The sequence below is a fragment of the Marinarcus sediminis (SeqCode) genome, from assembly GCF_048571275.1.
Classification (GTDB): domain Bacteria; phylum Campylobacterota; class Campylobacteria; order Campylobacterales; family Arcobacteraceae; genus Marinarcus; species Marinarcus sediminis.
Genome location: NZ_CP182357.1, coordinates 250179 through 270582 on the forward strand (window position 1 = coordinate 250179; position 20404 = coordinate 270582).

At 35.2% G+C, this 20404-nt stretch carries 15 protein-coding genes; 5 read left to right on the plus strand and 10 right to left on the minus strand.

What is annotated here, in order from left to right:
• Window position 1 precedes the first annotated feature (1 nt).
• From hisA to eat, 5 genes are all read left to right on the plus strand, one after another.
• On the plus strand, window positions 2-709 hold the full coding sequence (gene hisA, locus ACNI3C_RS01235) for a 1-(5-phosphoribosyl)-5-[(5-phosphoribosylamino)methylideneamino]imidazole-4-carboxamide isomerase (protein WP_419770441.1): 708 nt from the start codon (window positions 2-4) through the stop codon (window positions 707-709).
• Window positions 710-785: 76 nt separating this feature from the next.
• Entirely contained in the window at window positions 786-2642 is a 1857-nt protein-coding gene (locus ACNI3C_RS01240) for a GGDEF domain-containing protein (RefSeq protein ID WP_419770442.1), read from the plus strand.
• A gap of 262 nt (window positions 2643-2904) precedes the next feature.
• Complete coding sequence (locus ACNI3C_RS01245) at window positions 2905-4305, plus strand: ethanolamine ammonia-lyase subunit EutB (protein ID WP_419770443.1); 1401 nt, start codon at window positions 2905-2907, stop codon at window positions 4303-4305.
• Window position 4306: 1 nt separating this feature from the next.
• Window positions 4307-5200 (plus strand): ethanolamine ammonia-lyase subunit EutC, encoded by an 894-nt coding sequence (gene eutC / locus ACNI3C_RS01250; RefSeq protein ID WP_419770444.1) that lies wholly within the window; start codon window positions 4307-4309, stop codon window positions 5198-5200.
• Window positions 5201-5210: 10 nt separating this feature from the next.
• Window positions 5211-6632 (plus strand): ethanolamine permease, encoded by a 1422-nt coding sequence (gene eat, locus ACNI3C_RS01255; protein ID WP_419770445.1) that lies wholly within the window; start codon window positions 5211-5213, stop codon window positions 6630-6632.
• Window positions 6633-6668: 36 nt separating this feature from the next.
• On the opposite strand, the gene ACNI3C_RS01260 is transcribed toward eat, so the two are convergent.
• From ACNI3C_RS01260 to ACNI3C_RS01305, 10 genes are all read right to left on the minus strand, one after another.
• Complete coding sequence (locus ACNI3C_RS01260) at window positions 6669-9632, minus strand: MutS-related protein (protein ID WP_419770446.1); 2964 nt, start codon at window positions 9630-9632, stop codon at window positions 6669-6671.
• A 3-nt stretch (window positions 9633-9635) separates the two neighbouring features.
• Window positions 9636-10055 carry a heme-binding domain-containing protein gene (locus ACNI3C_RS01265; protein WP_419770447.1) on the minus strand — a complete coding sequence of 140 codons (420 nt, stop codon included), beginning with the start codon at window positions 10053-10055 and terminating at the stop codon, window positions 9636-9638.
• Window positions 10052-10414 (minus strand): thioredoxin family protein, encoded by a 363-nt coding sequence (locus ACNI3C_RS01270; protein ID WP_419770448.1) that lies wholly within the window; start codon window positions 10412-10414, stop codon window positions 10052-10054. The genes ACNI3C_RS01265 and ACNI3C_RS01270 overlap by 4 nt, the downstream gene beginning before the upstream one ends.
• Window positions 10374-12371 carry a DUF1538 domain-containing protein gene (locus ACNI3C_RS01275; protein ID WP_419770449.1) on the minus strand — a complete coding sequence of 666 codons (1998 nt, stop codon included), beginning with the start codon at window positions 12369-12371 and terminating at the stop codon, window positions 10374-10376. The genes ACNI3C_RS01270 and ACNI3C_RS01275 overlap by 41 nt, the downstream gene beginning before the upstream one ends.
• 1 nt (window position 12372) lies before the next feature.
• Window positions 12373-13077 carry a potassium channel family protein gene (locus ACNI3C_RS01280; RefSeq protein WP_419770450.1) on the minus strand — a complete coding sequence of 235 codons (705 nt, stop codon included), beginning with the start codon at window positions 13075-13077 and terminating at the stop codon, window positions 12373-12375.
• Window positions 13070-14638 carry an NAD-binding protein gene (locus ACNI3C_RS01285; protein WP_419770451.1) on the minus strand — a complete coding sequence of 523 codons (1569 nt, stop codon included), beginning with the start codon at window positions 14636-14638 and terminating at the stop codon, window positions 13070-13072. Before ACNI3C_RS01285 ends, ACNI3C_RS01280 begins: the two co-directional genes overlap by 8 nt.
• Before the next feature lie 46 nt (window positions 14639-14684).
• Entirely contained in the window at window positions 14685-16238 is a 1554-nt protein-coding gene (locus tag ACNI3C_RS01290) for a 2-isopropylmalate synthase (RefSeq protein WP_419770452.1), read from the minus strand.
• A gap of 289 nt (window positions 16239-16527) precedes the next feature.
• A complete protein-coding gene (gene ftsH / locus ACNI3C_RS01295; RefSeq protein WP_419770453.1) occupies window positions 16528-18579 on the minus strand; it encodes an ATP-dependent zinc metalloprotease FtsH in 2052 nt (683 codons plus the stop codon).
• Window positions 18580-18599: 20 nt separating this feature from the next.
• On the minus strand, window positions 18600-19409 hold the full coding sequence (locus tag ACNI3C_RS01300; RefSeq protein WP_419770454.1) for a 50S ribosomal protein L11 methyltransferase: 810 nt from the start codon (window positions 19407-19409) through the stop codon (window positions 18600-18602).
• A 57-nt stretch (window positions 19410-19466) separates the two neighbouring features.
• Window positions 19467-20402, minus strand: a complete 936-nt coding sequence (locus ACNI3C_RS01305) for a tRNA dihydrouridine synthase (RefSeq protein WP_419770455.1) — start codon at window positions 20400-20402, stop codon at window positions 19467-19469.
• Window positions 20403-20404 lie beyond the last annotated feature (2 nt).

Here is a 20404-nt window from a genome sequence, read left to right on the forward strand (position 1 = left end):
AATGGATATATTACCTGCAATTGATTTAAAAGATGGAAAAGCCGTACGTTTAAGCAAAGGGCTAATGGAGAGTGCAAAAATTTACTCAGATGAGCCTTGGCAAGTGGCAAAACGTTTTGAAGAACTTGGAAGCAAATGGCTTCATATTGTTGACTTAAATGGTGCATTTGCAGGTGAACCTGCGAACTTAGAGCAAATCAGAAAAATCAGAGAAAACTGCAATTTAAAAATTGAACTCGGGGGTGGAATTCGAGATGAAGCCACCATTAAAATGTACATCGAACTGGGTGTTGACCGACTTATTTTAGGTTCAATTGCGGTTAAAAATCCTCAATTTGTTAAAGATATGGCTGCAAAATACCCCATTGCCGTAGGAATTGATGCCATGAATGGGATGGTTGCAGTTGAAGGGTGGGCAGAAGTTTCAACCATGGAAGCAACTACTTTAGCCAAAGAGTTTGCCAATGCAGGGGTTCAAGCCATTATTTGTACCGATATTTCAAAAGATGGCATGTTGTGTGGTGTAAACGTCGAGTTTACCCAAGACATAGCCTTAGCAAGTGGTGTTGAGACCATTGCCAGTGGTGGAGTCAAAGACATTCAAGATATTATCAACTGCAAAAACAACGGAAATATTGCAGGAGTGATTGTGGGAAAAGCTTTTTATGAAGGTACCATCAATTTAGAAGAAGCCTTTAAAGTTTTATAAGAATTTACTTAAAGAATAATATTATAATAATTTTATTTATGTTAATATAATGAAAAAAATTTAAAGGCAATATAAAATGACTTCAAATAAGAAAATTACTCTTATTATCTTCAGCATGGTCACGTTATTAACCCTAATCATTGTTGCACTGGTTGCATTGGGTTCAAGACAAAGTGGTTATGACAGCGCTAAAAAAAGAGCGTATTTAACGGCTGAAATTGTAAAAAATGCTCTGACATCTCATATGGTCAATGGAAATATGAATCAAAGAGATGTTTTCTTAAGCAGTATCGAAAGATTACAAGAGCTTGATGGACTTTGGATTATTCGTTCACCAAAAGTGAGTGAACAGTTTGGAAACTCTAATTTGACCAATGAAACACCCCATGATGAAATTGATAAAAGAGTTCTCACTACAGGAAAAGAGGAGCTTAAAATTGATGAATCACTTCAAAAAGCAAGCTTAAGAATCACCATACCTTATACGGCTTCATCATCTGACAAACCTAACTGCCTTACGTGTCATGTTGCACAAGAGGGTGAAGTTTTAGGAGCAATCTCTTTAAAATTTGATATTCAAGATGACAGAATATCCAGTATTGCCATTTTATTAAATATTATTGGAATCGTAGTTCTCTTTTTGATTTTCATTTTGATTTTCATCAGTAAAAAAATCCAACCCTATACCTCATCTTTTGATTCAATCATTGATGTATTAAAACAAGTTCATGAAGGGAACTACTCAATTCGTGCAAAAGAGGGAACACTCAAAGAGGATAAAGAAGCTTCACTGTGGCTCAATGAAATCATTGAAAAACTTGAAACCGTTTTAACAGGCATTGAACAAAATTTAACGGCGTTTGTTCACAATCGATCAACGAATGTTAACAACGATAAACTGCTTACAGCAAAAGAGATTATTGAAGATATATCAGAAATTTATAACTTCAAAAAAACCATTGAAACCGACTTAAGAAAAGATGACATCTATTACAGATTGATTCAAGTGTTTAAAGACAAACTTAAAGTTAAACAGTTCTGTATTTTTGAAAATGATTTGACCAAAGATGAAAGAAAAACAATATACGTCACCCCAAATACCAATGTATGTTGTAATGTTACAAGCAACATTAAAGAGTTGTGTCGTGCAGAGAGAACCGATATTATTGTTTCATCAGAAAATTTCCCTGAAATATGTCGAGAAGCAACTTGCCCAACATGCAAAGATTATACGTGTATTCCATTTTTAATCAATGAGCAAAAAAGTGTTACCGTACATATTTTATGTCAAAATGAAGAAGATTTAAAACATGTCAAATATCAAATTGGTATCATCAAAAAATATTTAGAAGAGACAAAACCTATTTTGGAAAGTCGAATGTTGATGGATGTTTTAAGAGAGAGAAACTTAATTGATGGATTAACGGGTCTTTATAACAGAAAATACTTAGATGAATTTATTGATCGAACCATGCCAAAAGAGATTGAGAATAACACAACCTATGCCATTATGTTCTTAGACATCGATTACTTCAAAATGGTCAATGATACCTATGGACACGATGCGGGAGATACTATTTTACAAAAACTTTCAAAAACCATGAAAGATGCAATTGGCAGAGATGAGTTTATCATTCGATTTGGAGGAGAAGAGTTCCTTATCATTATGAAAAATCCAACTGAAGAGAGTGCAAAAGCTCTTGCTATGAAAATCAATCAAGAGTTTGCAAAACTGGTTTATACATTCAATAATGAATCATTCAGTAAAACGGTAAGTATTGGTTATGCCTTCTTCCCAAGTGATACTGACCAAATCTGGAAATGTATTAAATTTGCTGATTTATGTCTGTATGAAGCCAAAGAGACTGGACGAAATAAAGTCATTCGATTCAAAAAAGAACTTCTTAAAAATGCCGATAAAAATGAGTACTAAGCCTTAATGTGCTTAGTACTTTCACTTATTTTTTTAGCCTTAGCATACAGCTTTTTCCAAGATGGCAATATGCAAGGCCTCTATATTAATATGGGCATTGCCCTTGTTTTCATCATTCTACTTTTACGCAATATTCTCAAACAAAAAAACTAATTCCTACTCTATACTCATATAATTGTATATTTTATATACAATTGAAAGAGAATCATTTTTTACAGTTACGGTAAAATTTTATTTACTTATTTACTATTTAGGCTTAATTATGAAACATCCTTACACATATATATTGGGGAAAGAGACTTACACTTTTAAAAACTTATCCGACTTAATGGCGAAAGCCACACCAAAAAGATCAGGTGATATCTTAGCAGGCGTTGGAGCCTCTTCATCACAAGAGAGAGTTGTTGCACAAATGTGTCTGGCAGAAGTACCTCTTAAAACATTTTTAAACGATTTGCTTATCCCTTATGAAGACGATGAAATTACCCGACTTATCATTGATGACCATGAGAGTGAAGCTTTTCAACTTATCTCTCATTTAACCGTGGGTGATTTCAGAGATTGGTTATTAAGTGACGCTACAACAGTTGAAGTAATCAAACAAGCAAGAGCAGGTATGACACCAGAAATGGTTGCTGCTGTCTCTAAAATCATGCGCAATCAAGATTTAATCTTAGTAGCTAAAAAATGCCCTGTAACAACCTCATTTAGAGATACCATTGGGTTAAAAAATCATTTATCAACCAGACTTCAACCCAATCATCCAACCGATGATGTCAGAGGAATTACGGCAAGTATTTTAGATGGATTATTGTATGGAAATGGTGATGCCGTTATTGGAATTAATCCTGCAACAGACAATGTAGAACAAACCATCAAGTTACTTAAAATCATGGATGAAATTATTACTCAATATGAAATTCCTACACAATCTTGTGTTTTAACGCATGTGACCAATACCATTGAAGCCATTGAAAAAAAAGCGCCTGTTGATTTGGTCTTCCAATCCATTGGAGGAACCCAAGCAACCAACACAAGTTTTGGAGTCAATCTGGCTGTTTTAAAAGAGGCACGAGAAGCAGCTTTATCACTCAATCGTGGAACCGTAGGAAACAATGTCATGTATTTTGAAACAGGACAAGGAAGTTCACTCTCTGCTAATGCAAACTTTGGTCTTGATCAACAAACTTGTGAAGTAAGAGCGTATGCAGTGGCCAAAAAATTTGACCCCCTTTTAGTCAATACCGTTGTTGGTTTTATTGGCCCTGAATATCTGTTTGATGGTAAAGAGATTACACGTGCTGGACTTGAAGACCATTTTTGTGGAAAACTCTTAGGACTTCCTATGGGGTGTGATATTTGTTATACCAATCATGCCGATGCAGATCAAAATGATATGGATAACTTACTGACACTTCTTGGTGTAGCAGGATGCAACTTTATTATGGGAATTCCAGGTTCAGATGATATTATGCTCAATTACCAAACCACCTCTTTTCATGATGCTTTGTATGCCAGAAGAGTATTAAATCTGCATGCTGCTCCTGAGTTTGAAATATGGTTGAAAAAGATGGAGATATTTACCAATACCGATACTTTTTCACTCAATAACAATATCCCTGCTGGATTTTCAAAATCATTGGCAAAAGTCATTGGAGCATAAAATGGAAAATATTCAAAACATAAAAACAGCAAAAACACATTCAAATGTTATCAATAATCCTTGGTCTGTTTTACGAGAATACACCGATGCAAGAATAGGACTGGGACGAAGTGGCATCAGTCTTCCTACTTCACATCTTTTGGAGTTTCAATTGGCTCATGCAAAAGCACAAGATGCCGTTCATTTGCCTTTGGATGTGGAGGACATTTTAGACAAATTAGATAATACCTCTTTTAACATCAATTTAATCAGTGAAAATGTGCACTCTCATGAAGTATTAAAAAAGGGGCATTCTACCCTTTTACTGCATTCAAAAGCGGCCAATCGAGTTATGTATTTGCAAAGACCCGATTTGGGCAGAAGACTCAATCAAGCATCGTTGAATACACTTAAAAGTCATATTCCTGCGCATACTAAAGCATATGATTTGGCCATTGTCATAGTTGATGGGCTTTCTTCTTTGGCCATTAAAGAGAATGCCGTTAATTTTATTGACAAACTGTGTCAAGCCCTTTCGCAAGATACTCAAAAATGGAGTTTGGCTCCTTTTACTGTTGTTGAGCAAGGGAGAGTCGCCATTGGTGATGAAATTGGCATGACGTTAAATGCCAAAGCGACATTGGTATTAATAGGAGAGAGACCAGGATTAAGTTCTCCTGACAGTCTTGGATTATATCTTACCTGGGATGCTCAGGTTGGCCTTACAGATGCAAACAGAAATTGCATCTCAAATATTCGATTAGATGGATTGTCATACGATGAGGCTGTAAAAAAATCAATCTATTTGCTGAAAGAATCAAGAAGATTATCCTTATCTGGAGTCAATCTAAAAGATAGAACAACAAGTAATGAAATCGAACAAAGAATAAGTGAAGAAAATTTTCTTCTAAATTAAAGGGAAAAGAATGGGAAAAGTAAAAATTGACCAAGACTATCTTGCAAAAAGACAGTTAAAAAGAGGAACAGCAGGTTGGATATTGCTTGCTGGATTAGGTATTTCATATGTTATTTCAGGTGATTTTGCTGGATGGAACTTTGGTATTGCAGAAGCTGGTTGGGGTGGTTTTGCCATTGCCGCTGCGTTAATGGCTGTGATGTATTTTTGTTTGGTTTTGGCATTAGCTGAAATGTCAGCAGCAATACCTGCTGCAGGAGGCGGATACAGTTTTGCCAGACAAGTTATGGGACCAGCTGGTGGGTATTTAACTGGGCTTGCTATTTTAATTGAGTATGCCATAGCACCTGCTGCAATTGTTATATTTATAGGTTCGGCGGTTGAAGCATTATTGGGGATCAATGGTCCGATTATTTATGCTCTGTTTTATGCCGTGTTTATTGCCATTCACCTTTTTGGTGCAGGTGAAGCTTTAAAAACAATGATGGTCATCAGTGCGTTAGCAGTCTTTGCAATTATTGCCACTGCCGTTGCATTAATTGGGAATTTTGATATGACAAAACTGTTTGATATTGCTGTTTCTACTGATGTGGCAGGAGCTACAAGCTTTTTACCATTTGGTTGGCATGGTGTTTGGGCAGCATTGCCATTTGGTATGTGGTTATTCCTAGCTGTTGAAGGTGTACCTTTAGCTGCTGAAGAAGCGAAAAACCCTGAAAAAGATGTACCAAAAGGGATTATTGCAGCAATGCTTTTTTTACTTTTTTCTGCTGTTTTAGTTGTATTTTTACTAGCAGGTGTTGCGGGTGCTGATGCCATGGGTAAAAGTGCTGTTCCATTGGTCGATGCATTAAATACGAATGGAAACAGTACCTTAGCAACTGTGGTAAATGTGTTGGGATTAGCAGGTTTAATTGCTTCATTTTTCTCTATCATTTATGGGTACAGCAGATTGGTATTTGCTCTATCAAGAGCGGGATATTTACCACAATTTTTATCGTTAACCAGTAAAAAGAAAACACCTACATGGGCCTTAATTGTTCCAGGTATTTTAGGTTTCTTAGCTTCATTAACGGGAGAAGGTGATTTGATGTTAGGTATGGCTGTTGTAGGAGCTACAATATCATATGCATTAATGGCATTCAGTCATATTTTACTCAGAGTTAAAAATCCTGATATGCCAAGACCATATAAAACTCCAGGAGGAGTATTCACTTCAAGTATTGCATTGGTATTATCTATTATTGCTTTAACAGGAGTTTATGCTTTTGATCCAAGAGCGTTTAACTATACAATTATTTTATATGTTATTGGTGCTTTATATTTCTTCTTATACAGCAAAAACCATTTGGTTGCGAAAACAGCCGAAGAAGAGTTTGCAATGCTCGAAGCTGCTGAAGCTGACTTAACTCACGAGTTAAGTGAAAATTAATTGCTCTTTTTTAATAACACAGACTTCATGTCTGTGTTATTTCTCCTCTTCAACCAAAGTATAATGCAACTCCAAACCTTTTGAAGTTGCCACAAATCCATTGATATTGATTTTCCCCTCATGTACCATCTTGTGATGCTCTTTACACAAAGGAATAAGATTGTATTTGTGATTGACATTGACGTGTCCAATAAAGCCCTCTTTGTTTGCTCTGGCTTGCTCTTTGATATGATGCACATCATCCACAGCTCGACCACAAATGATACACGTTGAAAGAATCATATTTTTGTTGTACTTGCTTTGTTTTTGTTGCGTCACTCTTTCTATGGGTTCATAATCATCGGTGATTTTTTTACGTATGTCATTGGCGACTCTTAAAAACTCTTGATCCATATGCAAAGATTTGGCATATTCCAAACCATACATACTGCTACCACTTCCATATTTGAGTTTTCTATCAAATATGAGTTTATCCTCTTCATCTTTGTACATTACACTTAAGTGCAAGCAAATGACGTTTTTGAGTTTTTGAATCTCTTCTAGTTCGGGCAGTTGGTGTAAGTGTGTTGCAAACAAAAAAATTGATTGCAATTTAGAAAGCTTTAAAATGGCACTGGCAACAATACTCACTCCACTCATAGTTTCTGTGCTGTGAGAGATTTCATCGCCTAAAACAAGTGAGTTTTTTGTTGCACGGTTGAAAATATTTTTTAACTCCAACATCTCAACAGCAAAAGAGCTTAAGCCTTTGGCAATATTATCGCTTCCACTGATACGCGTATAAATGGCATCAAAAATTGAAAAACGCATCGATTTACACGGCACATAAAATCCTGATTGTGCTAAAATCACAGCAATTCCCACGGATTTCATGAGTGAAGATTTTCCACTTGAATTGATACCATAAAGCAAAATACCGTGCATTTTATTGTCGTATAAATTAATCGGATTTGAGTTTTTAATAATCACATTGTTTTTATACTCTTCACTGGCTAAACTCAACTCTCCTAAGATAATATCATTGGGCACGTATATGCCTTGCTCTTCTGAAGCTTCAATGATGGGGTGCCGTAAATCAATGAGTTCTACAAAATTTTCTTCTTCTTTGGTTTTAACAATTTTAGGGCACACATAGTTGTATTTTTTTGCCGTTTTTATGTTTGAAACCGTGACATCAATCTCGGCTATAAAGGTCACCAAACCTTCAAGCAACACAGAAAACTTATTTTCAAATTCAACAAGTTTTTCTTTAAAAACCAATTTATTCAGTTCAATGATTTTTCGTAAATTGTGTACATATTTATCTGAGATCTCTTCGGTCAATGCCGAAGTGATTTTGACAGAGTTGGTTTGTATGCGTATTTTAAAATCTTTAAAAAGCAGTAAATCATTATCAATGACCAAATGAGCATTTTCTAACTCTTTTTTAATGAGATTATATCGGTTTTTGGTTAAGCCGATAAAAAAGCCCTCTTTATCAAGACGATTGATACTGATAAAATTGGAATCGCTTGTTTTTAAAAAGCTTAACATGTGTGTTTTAATCATTTCCAATTTAGAATACAACACTGCATTGGCACTCATGAGTTCATCTATTTTTGTATTAATGCCTGAACTTATCATGTTATCTTCCACATCTTTAAGCATATATTTGCCACTGATACTCAAATCAAATGTCGAATAAATAGAGTCAATAAAAAGTTGTAAATCACTTGATGAACATGGTGACTCAAAAAATTTATAGTTTTCCATAAAGGTTACAACCTCTTTGATGCTCAATAAAGAGTCATACAAATAGTTCAATTCAAAAGGGTGTAAACGACTCAATTTTATTCTTCGTGTTAAACGTTCAATGTCATAAATATTGGCCAACTCATTCTCAATGGGAGCATGAAAATCATACAACTCTTTTGAAAGAGCGTATCTTCGTAGAAGCTCTTTGGCATCTTTGACAGGGTGAGTGAGTCTCTCTTTTAAAAGTCGTTTCCCCATAGCCGTTGATGTGTTGTTCATGAGTTTAATTAAGCTGGGATTATGAGGCGTATCAATGACATTGAGTTGTTCAAGCGCATTGTTTCCCAAATAGATATATTTGCTCACATCCAGTTTTATGGGATGAGAGAGTTTTTGAATAATCTTAGCATCGTGGCTGATAACAAAATCAACCAATGTGGCCAAGGATTCTGTTGCCAAAGGTACTCTCTCCATGTCCAAATGTTCAATGGAAGTTAAAAGCGATTCTATGTTAAAAACATTTTTAAACAACTCATTTTGATAACTGATTTTGGGTCTAAAGGTATTTAAATGAAAGGTTTTATGCGAAAGTTCCAAATACTCTATAATCTCTTTTTGATTGATACTTTTATCCGAAAATGAGATAATCACTTCACTGGTTTTGTGCATATTCATATAGTTAAAAGCTTCATCTAAGGCATACGATTTATCTTCACTCGTACCATGAACTTCATTGTAGTAACATTTTCCTGTCGTCACATCAATGGCGCTGTATCCAATGGAATAAATGCCTTTATTCATGTCCACCAATAAACTCGTGATATTATTTTCATCTTGGTCAATGACAAAATCAAAGTTTGTTCCAGGACTCACCACGGTATCTAAGTATCGTGTGACTTTAGGCGGAACTCCTTTTTGTCGTATAAGCGCAATGGTATATTTTTGTTCTCCAATAATACGTGCAAGGTGCTTTTCAAGTGAAATAGCAGGCACACCTGCCATGATAGGATTCTCTTTTGAGTTTTCTAAAATAGATTTATTTTTTCGTGTCAGTTGAATATTTAACAGTTCGGCAATCTCTTTGGCTTTTCCAATTTGCTCCTCTTCATTGTTGACTTCATACACTTCAAAGAAAGTCCCTATTTCCATAAGAACAACGGTGTTTTTCCCATATTTTTGTTCAAAATATCGTTGCAGTTTAAAATAACTTACGGTTAAAAGTTCTTTTTTATCTTCTAATATTTCATTGACTTCATTTGCTACCAAAATTTATTTCCTAACCCCTGTCCATTCTCGTATAAGTGTTCGCTCTTCTTTTGTCATATTGGCTTCTTCATGCATAGATAAATATGAAGTTAAAGGCATGGCAACATAAACTGCTCTGAATATCTCTTTAAGTTTTTTTGTTTTCTCTTCAGCTGTATAATCTTCCCAAACAGAGAAGTTCACCCACTTCCTTGCTACTTCAACGTGATTGGTAATCATCCATGAAACAGGAGCAATACTGGCGTACCAAGGAAACCTTGTTTCATGGGAATGGCAATCATAACATGAACGTTTTAAAATCGCTTTGATTTCATGTGGCGCTTGTATCTCTTTGGTAATATCCACTGAAGCATCGATATTATCTCTTGGAATAAATTGAATTCCTATAAAAAGTATCAATATAATCATCAGTGTATTTTTCAATTTTCTTCTCCTAAAAAAAGAGTGTAAACTCTTTTTATCTCTTCAATAAGCAAAGGAATGCTTACATTTCTTCCTTTTTTTAAAAACTCTTTTTGCTCAATATATAACATCATGGTTGGCAATGAAAAAACGCCAAATTGAGCTGTGGTTTCAATGGCAACATCGGTTTGTATTTCAATGAGTTTTATTTTAGGGAAATTTTCTTTAAACAAAGCAGTGATTTTGGGTTTTAATGCTTTACACACCGAGCAGTTTTCTCCACTAAAATAGAGAAACACTGCGTCATTGTTTTGAATAATTTGATGAACTTCTTCGCTATTATTTACTGGTATCATCGTTTTTGGCATTTGCTGCTGCATCTGCAGCTGCCTCTTCTTCTTTTAATTTCTCTTCATGTCGTGCTTCAAAAATATCACGTCGGCTTAAACTGATCCCTTTCATGTGTGTCAATGGAAATGCAAAGGCAATTCCTTTTCCCGTTGTAGTAATATGAAGCGAATGAATAATGGATTTAATCACCGCATTGACTCTTATTTCAGGCAATAAAAACAATAACAATGAGTCATTGGCTTCAAAAGAGGTTCTATAGAAGTTATCCATTGCTCCTAATCCCATTCCATCGGCTCTTAGAACCGTCACACCAGAAGCACCAGCCGCACTTGCAGCTTGCATTGCATCAAGTTTTTTATCTTTAGGAACAATAATAACCACAGCAGAAAAAGACATTTTTAAAGAGTGTCTTCGATCACTTCCATCAATATTGACTGTTGCTAAATCCATGTTTTCTGCATCAACAAGAGCATCTCGTAAAATATTGGCTGTTTCAATTTCTGTATCTGATTTAACACCAAGTTTTTCAGTTAATACCCCATAAAGCATCACCGTAATCATAGGAAACAGTGAAGCAAAAGCAATTAACCCAAACCCATCAATTAAAGGATTTCTTCCCGGAATATTTGTAGCCAATCCAATTCCTAAAGCTGCGACTAAAGGAACAGTAACCGTTGATGTTGTTACCCCTCCACTGTCATAGGCAATGGGAATAATATATTTGGGTGCAATAAACGTTAAAATAATGACAACCATATATCCCACGATGATGTAGTAGTGAATATGCCCTCCGTCAACAATTCTAAAAGCCCCTAAAGCAATACCAATAGCAACACCAAGGGCAACAAAGAGTCTGAGAGCAAAATCATTGATTTTACCATCACTGATCTCTTTTGCTTTTTTTGCAATCGCCACGAGTGCAGGTTCTGCCATGGTTGTTGAGAATCCAATGGCAAAAGCAAAAGCATAAATAATCAGAGTTGATTTGCCACGGGTCAATTCATATGCCATGGTTTCACCCAGTGAAAATAGCCCCATCTCCAATCCAAGAATAAAGGCATAAAGTCCTAAAATAACCAAACCAAAACCTAAAAAGACCGTTGAAAGGTTTTTAATGTGTTTTTTCAGTACCCCATATTGGAAAAATAGAATAATGGCTAAAATAGGAAAAACATCTTTTGCAACATTTGTAAATCCCCAAATAACTGATTTAACGGTAATGTCTGTGGGTGAAGAGATAATTAATGGTCCTGTAACTTGAACAACATCTTTGGCTTCAACCAAATTATACACCGCAATTCCATACACTTGTACAAAAATCATTGGCGTCAATGAAGCAAAAGCAATCAAACCAAAACCATCAATCACAGGGTTTCTTCCTTTAATTGAAGAAGCCAAACCAATACCAAGAGCTGCCACTAAGGGCACAGTAACTGTCGAAGTTGTTACTCCCCCTAAATCGTATGCCAAGCCAATAATCTCTTGAGGTGCAAAAAAGGTCACTCCCACAACTAAAATATATCCAATAATGATATAGTAGTGGATAGGATGACCTTTTATGATTCTAAATACACCCAATAAAATAGCAAACCCAACCGAACCAGCGACAACCAATCTTAATACAGTAGCATCAATTCTTCCACTGGAAATTGAAGCAGCTTTATCGGCAATAACCGCCAAAGCAGGCTCTGCAATAGTAGTACCAAAACCAATTAGAAAACCAAAAATAAGTATCCATATTGTCCAACCTGATTTTGCAAAATCTCTGGCTAAGCCTTCCCCAATAGGGAAAATACCAATTTCCAAACCTTGCAAAAATATTGCCAATCCCACACCCACAATAGACAAACCAATGGCAGTTGAAACCCAATTTTCAGGCACAGATTGAATGATGGCCAATTGGAAAAATAGAATGACAATAACAATAGGCAATAAATCCCGGAATGACTCTCTGAGTAGTTTTAGAAAAAAGTTAAACTGCATCATTTTATAAACTGTTCCCCTCAATGACTTTTTTAAATTGATTTAAATCTTCACGATAACCCATAACAACAAGGGTATCTCCCTCATCAATTTTATGATTAATTCCGCTGGCGTTAAAAATAAAATTCTCTCCGATTTCTCTGTCGGTAATTCCAATGACTAAAATCCTATTTTCACGACTAAAATTAATCTCTTTTAAAAACTTTCCATTTAAAATGGATCTTTTTTCAATGGTAAATTCTGCAATATTAAGTTGAGAATCAGAAAAAAGTATATTATCTAAAATTTCTAAAATTAAAGGTTTATGTAACATTCTAAAAATTCTTAATGCCCCAATTTCATACGAATTGATGATTTTATTTGCCCCTGCTAAAATCATCTTTTTGCTGTCTCCTGCAGTGTGAGCATTGGAGATAATTTTTACATGTTTATTTAAGTTTCGTACAGATAACGTGACAAATAAATTGTTATTGTCCGAAGTCGTCACACAAAAAAAGGCTTTGATATTCTCTTGAATACCCACTTCAATCAGTTCACTGTCATTCATTAAGTCATAGTTGTATATATTTTTAAAACCATCACTCATGGCTTTGGCAAAAAGTTTTTTATCCGATTCTACAATAACCAACTCATATTTTTTATTCTCTAATACTTGCACAATCTTTTGGCCTAAATTGCCATACCCAAAAATAATTACTTTATTATTCATTGTAAGCCTCAAAATAAAGGGATGCCATATCAATTTTAAGTTGATTAATTGACTCTTTGTGTCCAATTAAAATTAAAATATCTTTTATTTTCACCACATAATCTGCATTGGTTGGAGTAAAAATAAAATTTTGTCTGTCTTGGGCATCGACCACACCAATAAAAGTTAAATTGTATCGTTGAAAATCCAATTCTGATAGCTTTAACCCAATCACCGTAGCATTGTCCAGTACTTCAATTTCATCTACGGTTACACCATCTTCTCGGTTTAATAAAATTTCATCTATGGCGTCAAAAGCAACGGGTTGTCCAATATATTCAGCTGCAACAAAAGAGGATATTTCATTGGTTGCCATAATTTTATTGGCACCTGCAATTTCAAATTTAGGAATGGATTGAGAAAGATTGGCTCTGGCAATGATATTGATTTTGGGATTTAATGTTTTTGCACTTAATATAATGGATAAATTCACCGCGTCATTGTTGGTCAAGGCAATAATATTGGAAGCCCCATTATTGATTCCAATCTCTTCAAGAAGGTGCATATTCGTTGCATCTCCTTTGATGGCCAAGTAGTGTTCACTCTTAGCATTTTTAATGTTTTGTTCCTCTAAATCTATAATAAGAAATTTACTTTTTATCTTTTTAAGTTCATTGGCTAAAATAGAACCCATCACTCCAAAACCACAAATAATGGTAAAATCTCTCAGTTTTGAAGCTTCATTTTGAACTCTCTCTTCTTTGATATTTTCCATTCGTTCAGCAAGCCCAGTTGTAATAATCGATGTACCAAAAGCGATGACCAAAAAGCCTGAAATGATCAATACCAATGTAACCAATTTCCCCTCAATGGTTAAGGGAGTTACATCTCCATACCCAACTGTTGATATGGTAATGATTGACCAATAAACGGCATCAAAATAGTTATTGACATTGTCATTTACACCTGAACCTTCATAAATAAACATGATGGTTGAACCAAAAAATACCACCATAATATATAAAACAGCTAAAGTATAAAGTTCAAATTTTCTCTCTTTAAAAACAAGAGAAAACTCTTTTAATGAGTTGGTATATCGTAAAATTTTAAAGAGTCTAAAAAGTAAAAAGATTCTTAAAATTCTTAACGGTCGATAGTAAGGCAAGATGGCCAATAAGTCAATGATGGACATAGGAGAGAAGATGAAGTCAAGCTTATGTTTCATGACACGTTTTAAAGCTTTTAAAAGATTAAACTCTTTATCCAAAACTTGGGCTTGTTCGTAATCGGCAATAATGATTTTGTGCATATCACAACTTACCCATAAACGTCCTAGCCACTCTATGATAAAAATAATAATGGCAAACATTTCATAATCATACAAAACGGCTATTTTTTTGTGATTGACTTCAAAAATCAAAATGGCAATGGTACTTAAGACCAAAAAAATCATAAAAATATCAAAATATTTTTTATACGCAAATTGATTGTTTTCCAGAATGTTGTAGACAAAAGTTTTAATTCGTCTGTATTTTTTAGATGATTCAAAATAGTATGCTAAAAAGACGAATATTTTTGCCATATGTTATCTGTTGTCAAAAGAGAAATTCCCTTTTGACACGCTTCCTTTATACTTGATGTTCTGTGGTTTTTGCCAATCTCTCTTTTTGAGAAAGGTATGAATTTAATGCTCCTAAATAGGCTTTTGCAGTTGCTAACATGGTATCAATACTCAATCCATGTCCCACAAATGAAGGGGATGTTTCATCAAACGTAACTCTTGTGGTCACTTTGGCCAATGCATCTTTTCCCTCTGTTACTGCTGTAACTTTGTAATCATTTAACGTTCCATTGTATCCGGTTAATCGGTCAATGGTTTTGAAAATCGCATCCATTGTACCATCACCAATAGCAGCATCTTTCATGATTTCATCTTTGTATTTAATTGAAACCGCTGCTGTTGGAACACCTGCTGTGCAATCACTGATTTGTAATCCAACCAATTCGTATGTTTTAGAAGAGTTTAATGACTCATCTGTAATTAACATTCGAACATCATCATCGGTAACATCTTTTTTCTTATCGGCCAATAATTTAAATCGTTCAAATGCTGCATTTAACTCTTCGTCACTGACTTTATCAAATCCCATGTGAACAATTTTATCTCTAAAAGCTGCACGACCAGAGTGTTTTCCTAAAATTAATGTGCTCTCTTTAAACACACCTACATCTTCAGGTTTCATAATTTCATACGTCTCTTGATGTTTTAATACACCATCTTGATGAATCCCACTTTCGTGAGAGAACGCATTTTTACCCACAATGGCTTTATTTTGTTGTGGCTCAACACCTGTAATGGTAGCAACCAATCGTGATGTTGCATAAATTTCAGGCGTATTGATGGTTGTATATAAATCACCAAACGCATCTTTTCGTGTTTTAATCGCCATAACCGCTTCTTCTAAAGCAGAATTCCCTGCTCTCTCACCCAACCCATTCATGGTCACTTCAATTTGTCTTGCCCCATTTAAAACAGCCGCTAAGGTATTGGCTGTTGCCAATCCTAAATCGTTGTGATTGTGTACAGAAATAATCGCACGATCACCCGTAAAGTCACTTAACTCTTTCACCATTGCCCCTAATTCTGTTGGCAATCGATACCCTACCGTATCGGGTAAATTAATGGTTCTTACTCCTGCACCAATAATGGCATCAATGACCTCTTTCATAAAAGAGATATCACTTCTTCCCGCATCTTCTAAAGAGAACTCAACATCATCAACAAATGTTTTGGCATATTGTACAGCGTGTATTGCTCTTTTAATCACCTCATCTTCACTCATTTTTAATTTGTATTTCATATGAATTGGGGATGTTGCAATAAAGGTGTGAATTCGATGCAATGGCGCACGACTCACTGCCAAACCTGCTTGTTTGATGTCATTGTCAATGGCTCGACTTAACGAACAGATTGATGACTTTGTAACTTGTTCAGCAATTCTGCTGACCGCATCAAAATCCCCAGGACTTGCTGCTGCAAAACCTGCTTCAATGACATCTACTCCTAACTTTTCTAATTGTAAAGCGACTTTTATTTTCTCTTCCGTGTTCATTGAACAACCTGGACTTTGTTCTCCATCTCTTAATGTTGTATCAAATACTATGATTTTATTTTTATCCATTGTAATTACCTTTATAAATTGGTTACATTATATCTATTTTTTAATAAAAAAATAAAAAAACTATTTTGTGATTGTTGATTGATTAATTTTTGTGTAAAAATTAGAGAGAAAGACAGAGGAGCAGAAGAGTGTTAACACTTTTTATGAAATGGTTATTGCAAAAATTAAATTTTTTCATTTTACTCTCCTTGTTTTTTGTAATGACGAATTATAATTTATATTATTCAATTTGTCAAGTAAAAAAAAGGTCTTTGAAAATCAAAGACCTTTTTTAAGTTTTTTTTTAATACTACTTTTTATTCTCTTCAGGTTTTTCTGTTATTGTTTCAGTCGTTTCATCTTCAATAAGTTCATCTTTTTCCTCTTTGAGAGGTGTCTCATCTTCACTGACAATGGCATCTGAGTGTAAATCACCGTCTTCATACACAACACCACCATTTTCTTTGATGATATCTCGAACTCTTTGCCCCTCTAAAACTTCAATATCAAGCAGTTCTGCTGTCATTTGCTCAATGGCTGCTTTATTCTCTTTCAAAGCTTCCAGAACAATTTTATATCGTTCATTGAGGGTAGATTTAACATGTTCATCCAAATTCTTTGACATTTCATCTGAAAAATCTTTTTGTGTTTGTCCACCTAAAAATTGATTTGATCTTTTTTCTAAAACCATCAATCCTGCCACATCACTCATACCATATACAGACGCCATCGATTTAATAATATCTGTCGCTCTTTCTAAGTCATTTCCTGCACCCGTACTGATTTCACCAATAAATACCTCTTCTGCGGCACGTCCTCCTAAAAGGGTATCAACCTCAGCAATAAGTTCATGTTTTTGCATTAAATATTTATTCTCTTCAGGGGTATTCAGTGTATATCCCAAGGCAGCTAGACCTCTTGGAATAATGGAAACTTTATTGACTTTTTTAGCCCCTTTGGTAATTTCAGCAATTAACGCGTGACCACTTTCATGGTAAGCTACAATTTTTCGCTCTTTAGGAGAGATTCGTCTTGATTTTTTCTCCAATCCAGCAATTTGTCTCTCTACGGCTTCTTTGAACTCTGAATACGCCACCTCTTCTTTTGAAGCTCGTCCTGCTAAAAGTGCTGCTTCATTGATAATGTTTGCCAAATCAGCACCTGCAAGCCCAGCTGTCATACGTGCCACTTCAATTAAATCGACATCTTTTCCTAATTTAACATTTTTAATGTGTACTTTTAATATCTCAACTCGACCTTCAAAATCGGGTTTATCCACCAACACTTGTCTGTCAAATCTTCCAGGTCTTAATAATGCTGGGTCTAAAACTTCTGGTCGGTTAGTTGCTGCCAATACAATCACAGGTGCCGCTTCCGTTGCAAACCCATCCATCTCAGCTAAAAGTTGATTAAGCGTTTGTTCTCTCTCGTCATTTCCACCCATTGGACCACCAGAAGCTCTGCTTTTACCAATGGCATCAATCTCATCAATAAAAATAATCGCTGGTGCTACTTTTTTTGCTTGTTCAAACAAATCTCTTACTCTGCTTGCCCCAACTCCCACAAACATCTCAATGAAGGCTGAACCAGAAACACTTAAAAACTCTACATTGGCTTCACCCGCAACGGCTTTAGCAAGAAGTGTTTTCCCTGTACCCGGAGGTCCTACTAAAAGAACACCTTTAGGAATTTGAGCCCCCAATTTAATATATCTGTCGGGAGATTTTAAAAAATCAACCACTTCTTGCACTTCCTCTTTGGCCTCTTTATTTCCTGCAACATCATCAAACGTAACGTTAGGTTTTTCAGAATTGATCATCTTTTTAGAACTTCCAATTCCAAGAAGACCTCCGCCTCCGCCTCCCATGCTTTTTTGCATTCTTCGTGCCAAAAACATCCAAATGGCAAAAAAGATAAAAATAGGTAAAACCCAACCAAATAACATATCGGCTAAAAGATTCTCTTCATTCACGCCACCGTAAGCAATACCACTTTTTTCCAATTGAGGGACCAATGTTTCATCTGGAATGACTCTTCTGGCACTGTACGTGGTAATTCCACTTGCAGTCTGTTTTGAAACCGCTTTAATGGTTGTATTTCCAATACCGACATACTCTATTTTATCATCTGCAATTAATTTTTTTAACTCTGAATAGGGAACGGTTTTTTGTTGTGTTTTCCCGTACGATTGAATTTGTCCATTTGTTACCTCAGTGGTTTGATCTTGAGGGAACATTGTTTTAAAAACAAAAATAGTTACAATAGAAAAAAGAACAAATACTAATAATGGGTTGCTGTTAAAAAAGTTATTATTATTTCCATCATCGTTATTATTCTGATTACTGTTTTTTTTCTTAGCCATGTAATAAACTCCTTAAAATTTTATGCTTTTGTGTAAACCAAAGTGACCCATTCATTTTTTTGAATAAAATCAACTTCTTTTAAATCTTTATATTTTTTTTGAACTTTCTCTAAATGATTTTCTAAAATCCCAGAAAGGATAAGTATACCATTTTCCTTCATACTTTTCTTCAAATCTGTGGCAATCATGGCCAAAACATCTGCCACAATATTTGCAACCACCACATCATACGTTTTGTCTGTTTTTGTAACGCTTCCAGCCCAAGATTCATTGACGCAAGCCTCATTTAATTGAAAATTCTCATACGCGTTACTCACCGCAAATTCATCGGTATCACAAATATCAACCAAAGCACCTTTTTTTGAAGCACCAATGGCCAATATTCCACTTCCACATCCTACGTCAAGCAAAGTATCATTGACTTTAACATACTTATCAATGGCCAATAAACAACTGCTTGTGGTTTCATGGTGTCCTGAACCAAAGGATAAGGCTGGATCGATAATGATATTAATTTTGTTCTCTTTGGGTTGCTCCCAAGTAGGATAGATATAAAAATTACCTACCTCAACGGCTTTTATTGCTTCTCTGTACTTTCTAATCCAATCTTCGTTTTTTTCTTGTGTCAATTGTGTGCTACATTGCACATTTAACTCTTTGGCAAACGCTTGAATTCCAGCTTCAATATCACTCAAATCCTCTTCACTTCTTGAAATTAACGTTCCGTCCAACTCTTCAATGGCTTCATCGGTCAATGTACTGAGTAAATCTAAAAATATGTCATAATGTTTTTCTGGTTTTATTTGTAACTCATAATAATAATCTAACAATGCATCATTCCTTTGTAAAGCGTTTTTTATTCTATCAAATAGTTATTTGTATGTCGTTTAAAAAAAGTTTTCTATCATATCTCGCATCACATCGGCATCTGAAATGTGATTGATAATATCTCTAAATTCAGTAGCACCAGTGTACCCCTTTGAGTATGAGTGCAACAGTTTTCGGAACATCACCGCTCCATGTAATCCATGAAATTTCAAAGTGGCATCAAAATGTTCTAAAATAATCTCTCTCTTTAACTCATTTGAGATATCGGCATCGTCAATACCATGTTTAATTTGATAAAAAATCCAAGGTTTTCCAATGGCACCACGACCAATCATTACACCATTGGCATGCGTGTATGTTAAAACCTCTTGAGCTTTAGCATAATCTTTTATGTCTCCATTGGCAATAACGGGAATAGAGACACTCTCTTTCATTAACTTAATGGCATCGTAATCCACAGGTGCTTTATAAGCCCCTGCTCGTGTTCGTCCATGAACAGACATAAAATCCACCCCGCAAGCTTCTACGGCTTTGGCAATATCCACAGGTATTTTTTCATTCACCCCAATTCTTACTTTGGCACTGGTATAGGTTTTTTTTGAATACTTCTGTACCGTACTTAAAATCAACTCCAATTTTTTTAAATCACCCAGAAGATTTGAACCACTTCCGTGATTAAACACTTTAGGTGCAGGACAACCACAATTTAAATCAATGCCATCAATGCCATCCATGTCGTTTAAGATTTCAACAGCATCACGAATGAGCTCGGGTTTGTTTCCTGCAATTTGAACAAAATAGGGATCTTCTGCTTCACTCTTTTCAATCATTTTGAGTGTTTTAGCAGAGTTATAAACCAAGGCATTTGAAGAGATCATCTCTGAAATGGTTAAATCTGCACCAAACTTTTTAACAACAGCACGAAAAGGTAAATCTGTATAACCTGCAAGGGGAGCCAACACCACAAGGGGTTGGCTAAAATCAATTTTTTTCATAT